Raw genomic sequence first — 15,701 nt, 5'->3', positions numbered from 1 at the left:
CGGACCCGGTCACGGGCCAGTGGGAGGACGATTCGGAGTGATGCGGGACAGTTCGCCGCCGCCGGGCCCGGTCATCGCCGGGACGGCCGGGCGCCCACGGACCCGCGTCACCCGCGCTGCCCGTACCCCCGTAGCCGCTCCCCCGCCTCCGCCACCTGTTCCTGCGACAGCAGGGCCGGGGTGAGGCCCGGCACGGAGGACGCCGTCAGCCACAGACGACACATCCACTCCAGCTGGGCGGTGCGGTCGTAGGCCTGGTCCAGGGTGGTGCCGTAGGCGATCGTGCCGTGGTTGCGCAGGAGGCAACCGGTGCGGTCGACGAGGGCGTGGAGCATGTTCTCGGCCAACTCCTGGGTGCCGTACGTCGCATACGGGGCAACCCGGACAGCGCCGCCGAGGGCGCCGGACATGTAGTGGATCGCCGGGAGCTCCGGGACGAGCGTCGAGACGGCCGTCGCGTGGACGGCGTGGGTGTGGACGACGGCGCCGGCGTCGGTGGTGCGGTAGATCGCGAGGTGCATGGGGAGTTCGCTCGTCGGGACGAGCCGGCCGAGGACCGGGCGGCCGTCGAGGTCGACGCCGGTCACGTCGTCCGGCGTCAGCCGGTCGTAGGGGACACCCGAGGGCGTGACCAGCACTGTGTCGCCGACGCGTACGGAGACATTGCCGGAGGTGCCGACGACGAGTCCGTCGGAGACGGTGCGGCGGGCGGTCGCGACCAGTTCCTCCCAGGCGGGCACCTCCTCGGCGCGCACACTCCGCTTCCACGGCTCCGGCACATCCTGTGTGCCCTCTCCGGCGCCCCGTCCGTCCCGCTGGTCGCGTCGCTGCTCACCCATGCCGCGATCCTGTCAGGTGGGGCCGCCGAACGCGGCCGGGCGGGGGCACTTTAGGGCGGAGGCCAGGCGTCCGGAAGGTCGCAAATGCGGATACTTCCCCCTTCGCCGCGGCTTGGCCGTAGAGCGCCGAACATGCGCGGATCTTCCAGTAATCTCTGCCTGTTTCGTCGTGCACGTCGCCATTCCGGGGGGAAATATGGCCCGTGATCGCAAACCTTCCCGTCACCGCGGCCGCGTCCTTGCCGCGTCCGTGGCAGCGCTCACCCTCGCGGGGACCGCGCTGGCCGAGTTTCCGGCTTCGGCGGCCGGTAAACCCAAGGGGCACGACGTCTCCTCGCATCAGAAGAACGTCGACTGGCAGAAGGCGAAGTCCAAGGGGGCGAAGTTCGTCTACGTCAAGGCGACCGAGTCGCACAGCTACCGCAACCCGTACTTCGACCAGCAGTACAACGGCGCGCGCAACGCGGGCCTGATCCGCGGGGCCTACCACTTCGCCCTGCCGAACAAGTCGTCGGGCAAGACACAGGCGGCGCACTTCGTCCGCAACGGCGGCGGCTGGAGCGCGGACGGCTGGACGCTGCCGCCCGCGCTCGACATCGAGTACAACCCGTACGACAGCAAGCACAAGTGCTACGGCCTCAAGAAGGCCAGGATGGTCAGCTGGATCAAGTCCTTCAGCAACGAGGTGAAGCGGCTGACCGGGCGCCGCCCGGTGATCTACACGACCGCCCACTGGTGGAACACCTGCACCGGCGGCAGCGGCGCCTTCGCCTCGAACCACGCACTGTGGGTGGCCCGCTACAACTCGGCGGACGCCGGGGCACTGCCGAACGGTTGGGGGTTCTGGACCATCTGGCAGTACGACAACAGCGGCAGCCTGCCGGGTGATCAGAATCTCTTCAACGGGTCCCTGGCACAGCTGAAGAAGTTCGCCCGGGGCTCCTAACCGTGCGGCGGTCGGGCCGCACTGGAGGATCGGAGGGGAAACCCTCGATTCCATACACCGTGCGGCCCGCCTCAGTTCATCTTCCGTTCACCCTGGTTACCTACGTTCGACCAGCCAATGACGCTCGAACGATTGCCTGGGTAAATGGAAAACTTCTCGCTGATCCTCGCGATTGTGGTAGTAACCGCACTTGCGTTCGATTTCACGAACGGTTTTCACGACACCGCCAACGCGATGGCCACGACCATCTCGACCGGTGCACTCAAGCCCAAGGTCGCGGTGGCCATGTCCGCCGTGCTGAACCTTGTGGGCGCGTTTCTCTCCGTGGAGGTCGCCAACACGATCTCCAAGGGTCTCGTCGACGAGAGCGGCATCCATCCCGAGGTGATCTTCGCGGCCCTGGTGGGCGCGATCCTCTGGAACCTGCTGACCTGGCTGGTCGGACTCCCCTCCAGCTCCTCGCACGCCCTCATGGGCGGTCTGATCGGCGCCACCATCGCCTCGGCGGGCATGGGCGCGGTCCACGGTGACGTCCTGGTCACCAAGGTCCTGATCCCGGCGATCGCGGCGCCCATCGTCGCGGGCCTCGCCGCGATGCTCGCGACCCGCCTCTCCTACTCCATGGGCAAGAAGGCCGACGGCAAGGCCGCCGCGAAGGGCTTCCGCGCCGGCCAGATCGCCTCGGCGGGCCTGGTCTCGCTGGCCCACGGCACGAACGACGCGCAGAAGACGATGGGCATCATCACCCTGGCCCTGGTCGCCGGCGGCGCCGTCGCTCCCGACTCCGACCCGCCCACCTGGGTCATCCTCTCCGCCGGTCTCGCCATCGCGCTCGGCACCTACCTCGGCGGCTGGCGCATCATCCGCACGATGGGCAAGGGTCTGACCGACCTCCAGCCGCAGCAGGGCTTCGCCGCCCAGACCAGCGCGGCCACGGTCATCCTGGCCTCCTCGCACCTCGGTTTCTCCCTCTCCACCACGCACTCGGTCTCGGGTGCGGTGATGGGCGCGGGCCTCGGCCGCAAGGGCGGCGTCGTCCGCTGGTCCACGGCGACGCGGATGTTCGTGGCGTGGGGCCTGACCCTGCCGGCCGCGGCCCTGGTGGGCGCACTGGCGGAGTGGGTCACCGGCCTCGGCGACTGGGGCACGGCGGTCGTGGCGGTCTTCCTGATCGCCTCCAGCGCGGCGATCTGGAAGCTCTCGCGCCGCGAGGTCATCGACCACACGAACGTCAACGACAGCGACGAGGAGCCGGCCGGCGTGGTGACGACGGCGATCGCCGCGGTCACCCCTCCCCCGGCGGGCACGGTGACCGAGGACCTCACGGCCACGATCCCGGCCCCGGCCCCGACCGCAGCCCCGGAGCCCGCCGCTCCGCCGGCCGCCGTCTGAGCCCGCCGCACCCAGGAACGAAGGAATCACCGACATGAAGATCGACTGGGAAGCGCTGGGCTCCGTCTTCGGCGTCAGCCTCGTGGTCACCGTGGCCCTCGTGGCCCTGTTCACCCTCGGCATCATGGGCCTCTCCCGCCAGGAACGGGCCACCGCACAGGGCGGATCCGCGTCTCTCGCGGTCACCGGCGCGTACGCCTGCTTCGCGGCCTGCGCGGCGGCGGTGACGTACGGGATCTATCTGATCGTCGCCTGACGCGACGAGCGAACACCCCGTGGGGTGCGGGACGGTTCACCGTCCCGCACCCCACGTTTTCGTCACGCCCGCAACCCCTCGTGTGTGGGCCTCAGCACACTCTCCCGTCCCAGGTCAACGGCAAGTTGACGGCCCTTCCGGGCCCGTGGTGGACTGCCGGGGCCATGTACGACGGCAGAAGAGGAAGCCGGTGGAAGTCCGGCGCGGTCCCGCCACTGTCACCGGGGTAGGTAGCCCCGGGAGCCAGGAACTCTCGTCGTCGGTCTCGTCGAACCAGGGCGCGGACACCCTGAGTGAGGACATATCGCCATGCTCGCCTGCCGTTTGAGACACAGCACCGGATCGCTGCCCGACGCCACGGCCGGCTGAGCCGATGCGTGCCGATCGCGTCTTCGCGTACGGCGCCGCCGCCGGACTTCTCGGGGACCTGCTGCTCGGTGATCCACGCCGGGGGCATCCGGTCGCCGTGTTCGGGCGGGCCGCGGCTGCCGTGGAGCGGGTGTTGTGGCGGGACCACCGGGGTCGGGGGGCCCTGCACACCGCGGTGTGTGCCGGGGGCGCCGTCGTGCTCGGTGCCGTGGCGCAGAAAGCCGTACGTCCCTCCCCGGCCGCCTCCGTCGCGCTGACCGGTGTCGCCACCTGGGCCGTCGTGGGCGGCACCTCACTCGTACGCGAGGCACGAACCATCGGACGTGCCCTGGGAGTCGGGGACGTCGAGGCGGCGCGGGAGCGGCTGCCTCATCTGTGCGGGCGGGATCCGCAGGCCCTCGACGCCGACGGGATCGCCCGGGCGGTGGTCGAGTCCGTCGCCGAGAACACCTCCGACGCCGTCGTGGGGGCCCTGGTGTGGGGGGCCGTCGGTGGAGTGCCCGGGCTGCTCGGCTTCCGCGCCGTCAACACCCTTGACGCCATGGTCGGGCACAAGTCGCCGCGTCATCGGCGCTACGGCTGGGCTTCGGCGCGGCTGGACGACGTCGCCGGGTGGCCGGGGGCTCGGCTGACCGCCGTACTCGCCGCTGTCGCCGGGAGCGATCCGCGGGGGGCCGTACGAGCCTGGCGTGCCGATGCCGGCCGGCATCCGAGCCCCAACGCCGGGCCCGTGGAGGCCTCGTTCGCGGGGGCCCTGGGCGTGCGGCTCGGCGGGACCTTGTCGTATGCGGGGCGCGTCGAGCACCGGCCCGTGCTGAACCAGGAGGGGCGTTCCGTGGAGGTCCACGACATCGAGCGGGCCGTACGGCTGTCCCGTCGCGTCGGTCTGCTCGCGCTCTGCGTCAGTGTCGCCGCGCGGGCCGCTCTCACGGCGCGTGCGTCATGAGCGGCGGTGGGCTGCTCGTCGCCGGTACCACCTCCGACGCGGGCAAGAGCGTCGTCACCGCCGGGATCTGCCGGTGGCTGGTACGGCAGGGGGTCAAGGTCGCGCCCTTCAAGGCGCAGAACATGTCCCTCAATTCGTTCGTGACCCGCGAGGGTGCCGAGATCGGGCGGGCGCAGGCCATGCAGGCCCAGGCCTGCCGTGTCGAGCCGACCGCGCTCATGAATCCCGTGCTGCTGAAGCCGGGTGGCGAGCAGAGCAGTCAGGTCGTGCTGCTCGGCAAGCCGGTCGGTGAGCTCAGTGCGCGCGGGTATCACGGGGGACGCCGGCAGCAGTTGCTCGGCACCGTGCTGGACTGTCTCGCCGAACTGCGGGGCACGTATGACGCGGTGATCTGTGAGGGGGCCGGCAGTCCTGCCGAGATCAATCTGCGGCGGACCGACATCGTCAACATGGGCATCGCCAGGAATGCCCGGCTTCCTGTCCTCGTCGTCGGCGACATCGACCGCGGGGGCGTCTTCGCCTCCTTCTTCGGGACCGTCGCGCTGCTCTCGCCGGAGGACCAGGCCCTGGTCGCCGGGTTCCTCGTGAACAAGTTCCGCGGCGATGTCAGCCTCCTGGAGCCCGGGCTCGACATGCTCCACGGCCTCACCGGGCGGCACACGTACGGCGTGCTGCCCTTCCGGCACGGGCTCGGCATCGACGAGGAGGACGGGCTCCGGGTCTCCCTGCGGGGGACCGTACGGGAGTCGAACACGGCCCCGCCCGTCGGCGAGGACGTGCTGCGGGTCGCCGTCTGCGCGATTCCGCTCATGTCCAACTTCACCGACGTGGACGCCCTCGCCGCCGAACCGGGCGTCGTCGTGCGGTTCGTGGACCGGCCGGAGGAGCTGGCCGACGCCGACCTCGTGGTGATCCCGGGGACCCGCGGGACGGTCCGGGCGCTGGAGTGGCTGCGGGAGCGGGGACTTGCGCAGGCCATCGAGCGCAGGGTCGCCGAGCAGCGGCCGGTCCTCGGTATCTGCGGTGGCTTCCAGGTCCTCGGTGAGCACATCGAGGACGAGGTCGAGAGCCGACGCGGTCATGTCGAGGGGCTCGGCGTGCTGCCCGTGCGGGTGCGGTTCGCCCGCGAGAAGACCCTCACCCGGCCGGAAGGCGAAGCCCTCGGCGAGCACGTCGCCGGGTACGAGATCCATCACGGGGTCGCCGACATCAGTGGGGGCACACCCTTCCTGGACGGCTGCCGGGTCGGCCAGACCTGGGGCACCCACTGGCACGGCTCGCTGGAGTCGGACGGATTCCGGCGGGCCTTCCTGCGCGAGGTGGCGGCCGCCGCGGGCCGCCGCTTCGTGCCGGCCCCGGACACGTCGTTCGCCGCGCTGCGCGAGGAGCAGCTCGACCGGCTCGGCGACCTCATCGAACAACACGCGGACACCGACGCGCTGTGGCGGCTCATCGAGTCCGGCGCGCCGCAAGGACTGCCTTTCATTCCACCGGGAGCGCCTGCATGAGCACTGTGTTGTTGTTGTCGACCGCCGACACGGACCTGCTGGCGGCCCGCGCCGCTTCCGGTGCCGACTACCGGATCGGCAACCCGACCCGCGTGGACGTCGCGGAGGAACTGCCCGCGCTCGTCGAGGGCGCCGACATCGCCGTCGTACGACTGCTCGGCGGCAAGCGTGCCTGGGAGGACGGGCTGGCCGCACTGAAGGCCGCCGGTGTCCCGACCGTGCTGCTGGGCGGAGAGAGCGTTCCCGACGCCGAGTTGATGGCCGAGTCGTCGGTGCCGGCCGGTGTCGTGGCCGAGGCGCTCAGATACCTCGTCGAGGGCGGGCCCGCCAACCTGACCGAGCTGGCCCGGTTCCTGTCCGACACCGTGCTGCTGACCGGCGAGGGGTTCGTCGAGCCGCAGAAGATGCCGGAGTACGGCGTCCACGGCGAGCGGAACTTCGTGGAAGGCCGCCCGACCATCGGCGTGCTCTTCTACCGGGCCCATGAACTCAGCGGCAACACCGCCTTCGTGGACACCCTCTGCGACGCCGTCGAGGCACGCGGCGCCAACGCCCTTCCCGTGTACTGCGGTTCGCTGCGCGGGGCCGACGCGGAGTTCTACGAACTGCTGACCAAGGCCGACGCCCTCGTCGCCACCGTCCTCGCCGCCGGCGGCACCCACGCCTCGCAGGCCTCGGCGGGCGGTGACGAGGAGGCCTGGGACATCGGGGCACTGGCCGACCTGAACGTACCGGTGCTGCAAGGACTCTGCCTCACGTCGTCCAAGGCCGCCTGGGACGAGTCCGATGCCGCCCTCTCCCCCATGGACGCGGCGATGCAGGTCGCGATCCCCGAGTTCGACGGACGGCTGATCACGGTTCCCTTCTCCTTCAAGGAGCAGGGTCCGGACGATGTCCCGGTCTACGTCGCCGACCCCGAGCGGGCCGCGCGCGTCGCCGGGATCGCCGTACGGCACGCCCGGTTGAAGCACAAGCCGAACGCCGAGAAGAGGCTCGCGCTCGTCTTCACCGCGTACCCGACCAAGCACTCGCGCGTCGGCAACGCGGTGGGACTCGACACGCCCGCGTCGGCGGTGCGGGTCCTGGACGCGCTCCGGGACGCCGGTTACGTCGTCGAGGGGCACCCCGACAACGGCGACGAGCTGATCCACCGGCTCATCAACGCCGGTGGCCACGACGTGGAGTGGCTCACCGAGGAGCAGCTGGCCGCCGCGCCCGCGCGCGTGCCGCTGGCCGACTACCGGGCGTGGTTCGACAAGCTCGACCCGGAGCTGCGGGACGGCATGCTGGAGGCCTGGGGCGAGCCGCCGGGCAACCTGTACGTCGACGGCGACGACATCGTGCTCGCCTCCCTCCAGTTCGGGAACGTCGTCGTGATGATCCAGCCGCCGCGCGGCTTCGGTGAGAACCCGATCGCGATCTACCACGACCCCGACATGCCGCCGTCGCACCACTACATGGCCGCCTACCGGTGGCTGGACAACAGCTTCGGCGCCGACGCCGTCGTCCACATGGGCAAGCACGGCACGATGGAGTGGCTGCCCGGCAAGGGCCTCGGTCTCAGCGGGGGCTGCGCGCCGGACGCCGTCCTCGGTGAGCTGCCGCTCGTCTACCCCTTCATCGTCAACGACCCCGGTGAGGGCACCCAGGCCAAGCGCCGCGGGCACGCCACCGTCGTCGACCACCTCGTCCCGCCCATGGCGCGTGCGGACACGTACGGCGACCTGGCCAAGCTGGAGCAGCTCCTCGACGAGTACGCGCTCGTCTCCGACCTGGACCCGACAAAGGCACCGGCCGTGCGGGCGCAGATCTGGACGCTGGTGAAGGCGGCCGAGCTCCATCACGACCTGCATGTCGAGGACCAGCCGGACGACGACGCCTTCGACGAGTTCGTCATGCACATCGACGGCTATCTGTGCGAGATCAAGGACGTGCAGATCCGCGACGGTCTGCACATCCTCGGCGGGGGCCCGGTCGACGAGGCACGGGTCAACCTCGTGCTCGCCGTGCTGCGCGCCTCGCAGGTGTGGGGCGGGCAGGCGAACGCGCTGCCGGGTCTGCGGGCCTCCTTCGCGGCCCATTTCGGGCTGGTCGAGAAGGAGTTGCTCGCCGAGCCCGGGGCGCCGGTGAAGGTGCCGGTGGAGCTCTCCGACCTCGTCGAGGGCCCCTCGCGTACGGCGGCCGACGCGATCGACCTGCTGGAGCAGCTGTGCCGGCGGGTCGCGGAGGGGATGGAGGCGCGGGACTGGGACGTCTCGGTCGTCCCGGCTCTCGTCCGTGGTGTGCTCGGCACGGAACTCCCGGACGCGGTCGCGGTGTTGGAGTTCGCCTGCGCCGAGGTAGTACCGCGTCTGGCGAAGACCACCGACGAGATCGACCACATCCTCAAGGCGCTCAACGGCGGTTACGTCCCCGCCGGTCCGTCCGGCTCCCCCACCCGCGGTCTCGTCAACGTGCTCCCGACCGGCCGCAACTTCTACTCGGTCGACCCCAAGGCCATTCCGTCCAGGCTGAGTTGGGAGGTCGGGCAGTCGCTCGCCGACTCGCTGGTGCAGCGGTACCTCCAGGACACCGGCGAGTACCCCAAGTCCGTCGGCCTGACGGTCTGGGGTACCTCCGCGATGCGCACCCAGGGCGACGACATCGCCGAGATCCTCGCGCTGCTGGGCTGCCGCCCGGTGTGGGACGAGGCCTCGCGCCGGGTGACCGGCTTCGAGATCGTCGGCCTGGAGGAGCTGGGCCGTCCCCGTATCGACGTGACGGTCCGTATCTCCGGCTTCTTCCGGGACGCGTTCCCGCATGTGATCGCGCTGATCGACGACGCCGTCCGCAAGGTGGCCGAGCTGGACGAGCCCGCCGACCGGAACTTCGTCAAGGCCCACGCCGACGAGGACACCGCCGAGCACGGTGACCGGCGGCGCGCGACGGCCCGTATCTTCGGCTCCAAGCCGGGTGCGTACGGCGCGGGTCTGCTGCCTCTGATCGACGCGCGGAACTGGCGGTCGGACGCGGACCTCGCCGAGGTGTACGCCGTCTGGGGCGGTTACGCCTACGGGCGCGGACTCGGCGGACGGGCGGCGCGCGGGGACATGGAGACCGCGTTCAAGCGCATCAACGTCGCCGCGAAGAACGTCGACACCCGCGAGCACGACCTCGTCGACGCCGACGACTACTTCCAGTACCACGGCGGCATGGTCGCCATGGTCCGCCATCTCACGGGAGCCAACCCCGAGGCGTACGTGGGCGATTCGGCCACCCCGGACCAGGTGAGGACCCGCACCCTCGGCGAGGAGACCCACCGGGTCTTCCGCGCCCGTGTGGTCAACCCGCGCTGGATGGCGGCCATGCGCCGGCACGGCTACAAGGGCGCCTTCGAGATGGCGGCGACCGTCGACTACCTCTTCGGTTACGACGCCACGGCGGGCGTGGTCGACGACTGGATGTACGAGAAGCTCAGCGCCGAGTACGTCTTCGACCCGGAGAACCGGGACTTCATGAAGAAGTCCAACCCGTGGGCGCTGCGCGGCATTACGGAGCGGCTGCTTGAGGCCGCCGACCGTGGCCTGTGGGCCGAGCCGGACGCGGAGACGCTGGAGCGGCTGCGCGCCACCTACCTCGAGCTTGAGGGAGATCTGGAGGGCGACGCATGAGCGCCCTGGTAAACCCCCGCGTCTGCGGGGAGCAGGCTTCGACCATGACGGGGCCGCGGCTTGGCTGCGAGTCGTTCTGCCATGAATCCCCCGAAGGAGTGATCACCGCGTGAGCACGCCCTATCCCTTTACTGCCCTCGTCGGACAGGACAGCCTCCGCTTGGCGCTGCTCATCAACGCGGTGAGCCCGGCGGTCGGCGGTGTGCTGGTGCGCGGTGAGAAGGGCACGGCCAAGTCCACGGCCGTGCGGGCGCTTTCGGCGTTGCTGCCGCAGGTGCCGGTCGTTGCCGGGTGCCGTTTCTCCTGTGACCCGGCCAAGCCGGACCCCGCCTGCCCGGACGGGCCGCACGAGCCCGGTAACGGCGTCGAGCGACCTGCCCGCATGGTCGAGCTCCCCGTCGGCGCCTCCGAGGACCGGCTCGTCGGGGCGCTCGACATCGAGCGGGCGCTCGCCGAGGGCGTGAAGTCCTTCGAGCCGGGCCTTCTCGCGGACGCGCACCGCGGCATCCTCTACGTCGACGAGGTCAACCTGCTCCACGACCACCTGGTCGACCTGCTGCTGGACGCGGCGGCGATGGGCGCGTCGTACGTCGAGCGTGAAGGTGTCTCCGTACGGCACGCCTCGAAGTTCCTGCTCGTCGGCACCATGAACCCCGAAGAGGGCGAACTGCGGCCGCAGTTGCTCGACCGGTTCGGGCTGACCGTCGAGGTCGCGGCCTCGCGGGAGCCGGACCAGCGGGTGGAGGTCGTACGGCGGCGGCTGGCGTACGACGACGATCCGGCGTCCTTCGCTGCGCGTTGGGCGGACGAGGAAGTGTCTGTACGGCAACGGATCGTCGGCGCGCGGGAGTTGTTGCCGTCAGTGCGCCTCGGGGACGGTGCGCTGCGGCAGATCGCGGCGACCTGCGCGGCGTTCGAGGTGGACGGGATGCGGGCCGACATCGTGATGGCCCGGACGGCCACCGCGCTGGCGGCCTGGGCCGGGCGGACCGAGGTGCTCGCGGAGGATGTGCGGCAGGCCGCGCTGCTCGCGCTGCCGCATCGGCGTCGGCGCAATCCCTTTGACGCGCCGGGACTTGACGAGGACAAGCTCGACGAGACGCTGGAGGAGTTCTCCGGCGAGGGCGAGGGCGACGAGGATCCCGATCCGGACGGGCCCGGTGGCGGTGGCGGTCAGCCGCCCTCCGAGGGGTCGCAGGACGACGGTGGCTCCGGTGCGCAGCCCGAGGCAGGTGAGGGTGGTGAGCCGCAGGCCGGCGGTGCCGGTGCGGGTGAGCAGTCCGCCGTACGGGCCGCCGAGCCCTTCCGTACCAAGGTGCTCAGTGTGCCGGGGCTCGGGGACGGGGCCGCCGGGCGGCGTTCGCGGGCGCGGACCGAGCACGGGCGGACGACCGGTGCGCGACGGCCCCGGGGGACGCTGACCAAGCTGCACCTGGCCGCGACGGTCCAGGCCGCCGCCCCTCATCAGCGGGCGCGCGGGCGGTCCGGACCCGGCCTCGTGCTGCGCCGGGACGATCTGCGGCAGGCGACGCGGGAGGGGCGTGAGGGGAACCTCGTGCTGTTCGTCGTGGACGCCTCCGGGTCGATGGCGGCGCGGCAGCGGATGAGTGCGGTGAAGGGGGCCGTGCTGTCGCTGCTGCTGGACGCGTACCAGCGGCGGGACAAGGTGGGGCTGGTGACGTTCCGGGGTTCGGCGGCGGATGTGGCGTTGCCGCCGACGTCGTCCGTGGACGCGGCCGCGGCTCGGCTGGAGACGTTGCCCACCGGTGGGCGGACGCCGCTTGCTACGGGGCTGCTGAAGGCCCATGAGGTGCTGCGGGTCGAGCGCCTGCGGGATCCCGCGCGGCGGGCGCTCGTGGTGGTCGTGACCGACGGGCGGGCCACGGGTGGGCCCGAGCCGGTCGCGCTGGCCTCGCGGGCCGCTCGGCTGTTCGCCGCGGAAGGAGTTGCCTCCGTGGTCGTCGACTGTGAGGCCGGGCCTGTGCGGTTGGGGCTGGCGGGGCAGCTCGCCGGTGAACTGGGCGGTACCGCGGTCACATTGGACGAGCTGCGGGCGGACTCCATCGCCGGGCTCGTGAAGGACGTACAGAGGAGGGCCGCGTAATGCCTCAGGGGCAGCCGAGTGTGGTGCCGGACGATGGTCTGACTACGCGTCAGCGTCGTAATCGGCCTTTGGTGGTCGTGCATACGGGGATCGGCAAGGGGAAGTCGACCGCCGCCTTCGGGCTTGCGCTGCGGGCCTGGAACCAGGGGTGGCCCATCGGGGTGTTCCAGTTCGTCAAGTCGGCGAAGTGGAAGGTCGGCGAGGAGAACGCGCTGCGGGTCCTCGGCGCCAGTGGCGAGGGTGGGTCCGTCGACTGGCACAAGATGGGCGAGGGGTGGTCCTGGGTTCAGCGGGACGCCCAGATGGACAACGAGGAGAAGGCCCGGGAGGGCTGGGAGCAGGTCAAGCGGGACCTGGCCGCCGAGACCTATCAGCTGTACGTGCTCGACGAGTTCGCCTATCCCCTGCACTGGGGGTGGGTGGACACCGATGAGGTGATCTCCGTGCTGCGGGATCGGCCGGGCACGCAACACGTCGTCATCACCGGGCGGAACGCTCCGGAGAAGCTTGTCGACTTCGCCGATCTCGTGACCGACATGTCCAAGGTCAAGCACCCCATGGATGCCGGGCAGAAGGGGCAGCGGGGTATCGAGTGGTGATGTCCTCGTCCGTTTCCGTTCCTCGGCTGGTCATCGCCGCACCCTCGTCGGGCAGCGGCAAGACCACCGTTGCCACGGGGTTGATGGCCGCGTTCGCCGCGCGGGGGCTTGTCGTGTCTGCGCACAAGGTGGGTCCTGACTACATCGATCCCGGGTATCACGCGCTCGCCACCGGGCGGGTGGGGCGGAATCTCGACGCGTATCTGTGTGGGTCCGAGTTGGTCGGGCCGTTGTTCGCGCATGGTGCGCGCGGGTGCGACATCGCCGTCGTCGAGGGTGTGATGGGGCTGTACGACGGGGCCGCGGGGGAAGGTGAGCTGGCGTCCACGGCTCATGTGGCGAAGTTGCTGCGGGCGCCGGTGGTGCTGGTCGTGGACGCGTCGTCGCAGTCGCGGTCGGTGGCGGCGCTGGTGCATGGGTTCGCCTCGTGGGATCCCGAAGTGCGGGTCGGGGGCGTGATCCTCAACAAGGTCGCTTCGGATCGGCATGAGGAGTTGCTGCGGGAGGCGTTGGACTCGGCCGGGGTGCCTGTGCTCGGGGTGTTGCGGCGGGTGGCTCAGGTGGATACGCCTTCGCGGCATCTGGGGTTGGTGCCGGTCGCCGAGCGGCGGGCGGAGGCGGTGGACGCGGTGGCGGCGATGGCCGCGCAGGTTTCCGCCGGGTGTGATCTTGAGGCGCTGGTGGGGTTGGCGCGGGGTGCGGGTGCGTTGTCCTGTGCGGCCTGGGATGCGGCTGAGGTCCTGGCTCCTTCGCCCCCTCCGCCCCTTCCCGTCCCGACCCTGGGGGCTGCGCCCCCAGACCCCCGCTTTCGGCCCGAAGGGCCTCGTCCTCAAACGCCGGGCGGGCTGGAATTGGCAGGCGAGGCACCCAGCGGGTGGGTGGGGGATCGGGACGGCAACACCCGTCCCCGAACGCCCGAAGGGCTGGTGGTCGCCGTTGCCGGTGGGTCCGCCTTCACCTTCTCCTATGCCGAGCATGCCGAGCTGCTCACCGCCGCCGGGGCCGTCGTCGTTCCCTTCGATCCCCTTCGTGACGAGCAACTGCCTGACGGCACGCTCGGGTTGGTCATCGGGGGTGGGTTTCCCGAGGTGTATGCGGCCGAGCTGTCCGCCAACGAGCCGCTGCGCAAGGCCATCGGGGAGCTCGCTCTCAGCGGTGCTCCCGTTGCCGCCGAGTGTGCCGGGCTGCTCTACCTGTGCCGGGAGCTCGACGGGCTGCCCATGTGCGGGGTGCTCGATGCCTCCGCGCGGATGAGCGAGCGGCTGACGCTCGGGTATCGGGATGCCGTGGCCGTGAGTGACAGTGTCCTCGCCGTCGCGGGGACCCGGATGCGCGGGCACGAGTTTCATCGGACCGTCGTCGAGCCGGGCTCGGGGGCGGCTCCCGCCTGGGGTGTGCGCGCCCCTCAACGGCGGGTCGAAGGTTTCGTACAACAAGGGGTGCACGCGAGTTATGTGCACACGCACTGGGCGTCGCAGCCCGGTGTCGCCCGTCGGTTCGTGGAGAGGTGCCGGAGGTCATGAGCAGCAGCAGGTTGATCGGAGTCGGCGTGGGCCCGGGCGATCCCGAGCTGGTGACCGTCAAGGGCGTCAACGCTCTGCGGGCCGCCGATGTCGTCGTCGTGCCCGTGATGGACACTGGGGAGCGGGGGCGGGCCGAGGCCACCGTCCTGCACTACGTGGGTCAGGAGAAGGTCGTACGGGTCGTGTTCGCGCTCAACGAGCGGACCGACCGGGCCCGGCGCGAGGCCGCCTGGGATGCCGCCGGGGAGCAGGTCGCCCAGCTGCTCGCCGAGCACTCCCGCGTCGCCTTCGCCACCATCGGCGATCCGAACGTGTACTCCACCTTCACCTATCTCGCGCAGACCATCGCCGAGCTGATGCCGGGGACCGTCGTCGAGACCGTGCCGGGCATCACCGCCATGCAGGATCTCGCCGCCCGTTCCGGTGCCGTGCTCACCGAGGGGACCGAGCCGCTGACACTGGTGCCGGTGACCGCCGGAGCCGCGGCGCTCAAGGAGGCCCTCGCCGGGCCCGGGACCGTGGTGGCGTACAAGTTCGGGCGGCAGGCACAGGAGGTCGCCGAGGCGCTGCGGGAGACCGGGCGGATCGACGACGCCGTGTGGGGGTCCGCGCTCGGGCTGCCGGAGGAGTCCGTGCGGCCTGCCTCCGAGCTCGGCGAGGCAGCCCTTCCCTATCTCTCCACGCTCATCGCGCCCGCCCCGCGCGATAGTGGCCGGGGCGGCAAGCTGTGACACCCCCCGGCCCGCCCGTCAGAGGCTCAGTCGGCGATGCCGACCACCAGCCAGATGAACGCCGCGCCCGCGACCGTGCACAGCAGGGTCGAGCGGGCGGGGTGTTCGTGGTGCGCCTCGGGGAGGATCTCGGCTGCCGCCAGGTAGAGCAGTGCGCCGCCGAAGAAGCCCAGATAGGCGCCGAGCACCTGCTCCGGGATGGTGAGGAACAGGGTGGACGCGGCTCCCACCACCGGGGCCACCGCGTCCGCGAACAGCATCGCGAGGGCTTTGCGGCGGGCGTTCCCGTACAGGCTCGTGATCGTGTACGTGTTGAAGCCGTCCGCGAAGTCATGGGCGACCACCGCCAGGGCCACGGCCGTGCCCATGCCGCCGCCGACCTGGAAGGCCGCGCCGATCGCCACGCCGTCCATCGCGCTGTGACCGACCATCGCGGCCGCGGCCGTCAGGCCCACCTCGGGGACCCGGCCGTCGTGTTCCTCTCCGCCGTGTGCCGCCTGGCGGACCGCCAGCAGACGTTCCACCAGATGGGCCAACAGGAAGCCGGCCACGAACAGCAGGAGTGCCGCCGGTACGCCGAACACCTCGGTGCCCGCCGCCTCCAGCGCCTCCGGCAGCAGGTCCAGGCCCACCACGCCCAGCATCAGGCCGCCTGCCAGGCCGAGGACGAGGTGGCGGCGGTCGGTGACGCGTTGTGCCGTCCAGCCGCCGGCCAACGTCATCAGGAACGCGCCGAGCGCGACGAACACCGCCATGGGCCCTTCGTATCCGATCGGACCCTGTGCGCGCACATCCAGCTGCCCTGCGAATCTCCGTGAATCTTCGTTCGAGAGGACCC

The 15,701-nt window shown here is 71.1% G+C and carries 12 protein-coding genes and 1 riboswitch; of the genes, 10 read left to right on the top strand and 2 right to left on the bottom strand.

The annotated features are described in order from the left end of the window. Positions 1-107: 107 nt before the first annotated feature. Positions 108-839 carry a class II aldolase/adducin family protein gene (locus TN53_RS07985; protein WP_095046365.1) on the bottom strand — a complete coding sequence of 244 codons (732 nt, stop codon included), beginning with the start codon at positions 837-839 and terminating at the stop codon, positions 108-110. A gap of 196 nt (positions 840-1,035) precedes the next feature. Here TN53_RS07985 and TN53_RS07980 point away from each other — a divergent pair, with 196 nt between their 5' ends. The 10 genes from TN53_RS07980 to cobI all read left to right on the top strand — a co-directional run bounded on the left by TN53_RS07980 (position 1,036) and on the right by cobI (position 14,863). Next, on the top strand, positions 1,036-1,785 hold the full coding sequence (locus TN53_RS07980) for a lysozyme (protein ID WP_046257701.1): 750 nt from the start codon (positions 1,036-1,038) through the stop codon (positions 1,783-1,785). A gap of 144 nt (positions 1,786-1,929) precedes the next feature. Then, positions 1,930-3,177 carry an inorganic phosphate transporter gene (locus tag TN53_RS07975; protein ID WP_046257700.1) on the top strand — a complete coding sequence of 416 codons (1,248 nt, stop codon included), beginning with the start codon at positions 1,930-1,932 and terminating at the stop codon, positions 3,175-3,177. Between the two features lie 34 nt (positions 3,178-3,211). Continuing rightward, on the top strand, positions 3,212-3,433 hold the full coding sequence (locus tag TN53_RS07970) for a hypothetical protein (RefSeq protein ID WP_046257699.1): 222 nt from the start codon (positions 3,212-3,214) through the stop codon (positions 3,431-3,433). Between the two features lie 140 nt (positions 3,434-3,573). After that, positions 3,574-3,706: riboswitch (cobalamin riboswitch) on the top strand. Positions 3,707-3,806: 100 nt separating this feature from the next. After that, positions 3,807-4,748, top strand: coding sequence for a cobalamin biosynthesis protein (locus tag TN53_RS07965; RefSeq protein ID WP_046257698.1), 942 nt, complete (start codon positions 3,807-3,809; stop codon positions 4,746-4,748). Further along, positions 4,745-6,256, top strand: coding sequence for a cobyric acid synthase (locus TN53_RS07960; protein ID WP_046257697.1), 1,512 nt, complete (start codon positions 4,745-4,747; stop codon positions 6,254-6,256). The genes TN53_RS07965 and TN53_RS07960 overlap by 4 nt, the downstream gene beginning before the upstream one ends. Beyond that, entirely contained in the window at positions 6,253-9,906 is a 3,654-nt protein-coding gene (gene cobN / locus TN53_RS07955; RefSeq protein ID WP_046257696.1) for a cobaltochelatase subunit CobN, read from the top strand. Before TN53_RS07960 ends, cobN begins: the two co-directional genes overlap by 4 nt. A gap of 109 nt (positions 9,907-10,015) precedes the next feature. Beyond that, positions 10,016-12,010 carry a putative cobaltochelatase gene (locus TN53_RS07950; RefSeq protein WP_046257695.1) on the top strand — a complete coding sequence of 665 codons (1,995 nt, stop codon included), beginning with the start codon at positions 10,016-10,018 and terminating at the stop codon, positions 12,008-12,010. After that, complete coding sequence (cobO, locus tag TN53_RS07945; protein ID WP_046257694.1) at positions 12,010-12,609, top strand: cob(I)yrinic acid a,c-diamide adenosyltransferase; 600 nt, start codon at positions 12,010-12,012, stop codon at positions 12,607-12,609. Before TN53_RS07950 ends, cobO begins: the two co-directional genes overlap by 1 nt. After that, positions 12,609-14,132, top strand: a complete 1,524-nt coding sequence (locus tag TN53_RS07940; RefSeq protein WP_046257693.1) for a cobyrinate a,c-diamide synthase — start codon at positions 12,609-12,611, stop codon at positions 14,130-14,132. The genes cobO and TN53_RS07940 overlap by 1 nt, the downstream gene beginning before the upstream one ends. Further along, on the top strand, positions 14,117-14,863 hold the full coding sequence (gene cobI, locus TN53_RS07935; protein ID WP_046257692.1) for a precorrin-2 C(20)-methyltransferase: 747 nt from the start codon (positions 14,117-14,119) through the stop codon (positions 14,861-14,863). The genes TN53_RS07940 and cobI overlap by 16 nt, the downstream gene beginning before the upstream one ends. A 26-nt stretch (positions 14,864-14,889) precedes the next feature. Here the strand turns inward: cobI and TN53_RS07930 are convergent, their stop codons facing one another. Continuing rightward, on the bottom strand, positions 14,890-15,618 hold the full coding sequence (locus TN53_RS07930; protein WP_046257691.1) for a ZIP family metal transporter: 729 nt from the start codon (positions 15,616-15,618) through the stop codon (positions 14,890-14,892). Between the last annotated feature and the right edge of the window lie 83 nt (positions 15,619-15,701).

This window comes from Streptomyces sp. WM6386, assembly GCF_000972385.1.
Taxonomy (GTDB): domain Bacteria; phylum Actinomycetota; class Actinomycetes; order Streptomycetales; family Streptomycetaceae; genus Streptomyces.
This window is presented reverse-complemented; position numbering and strand designations above follow the sequence as displayed.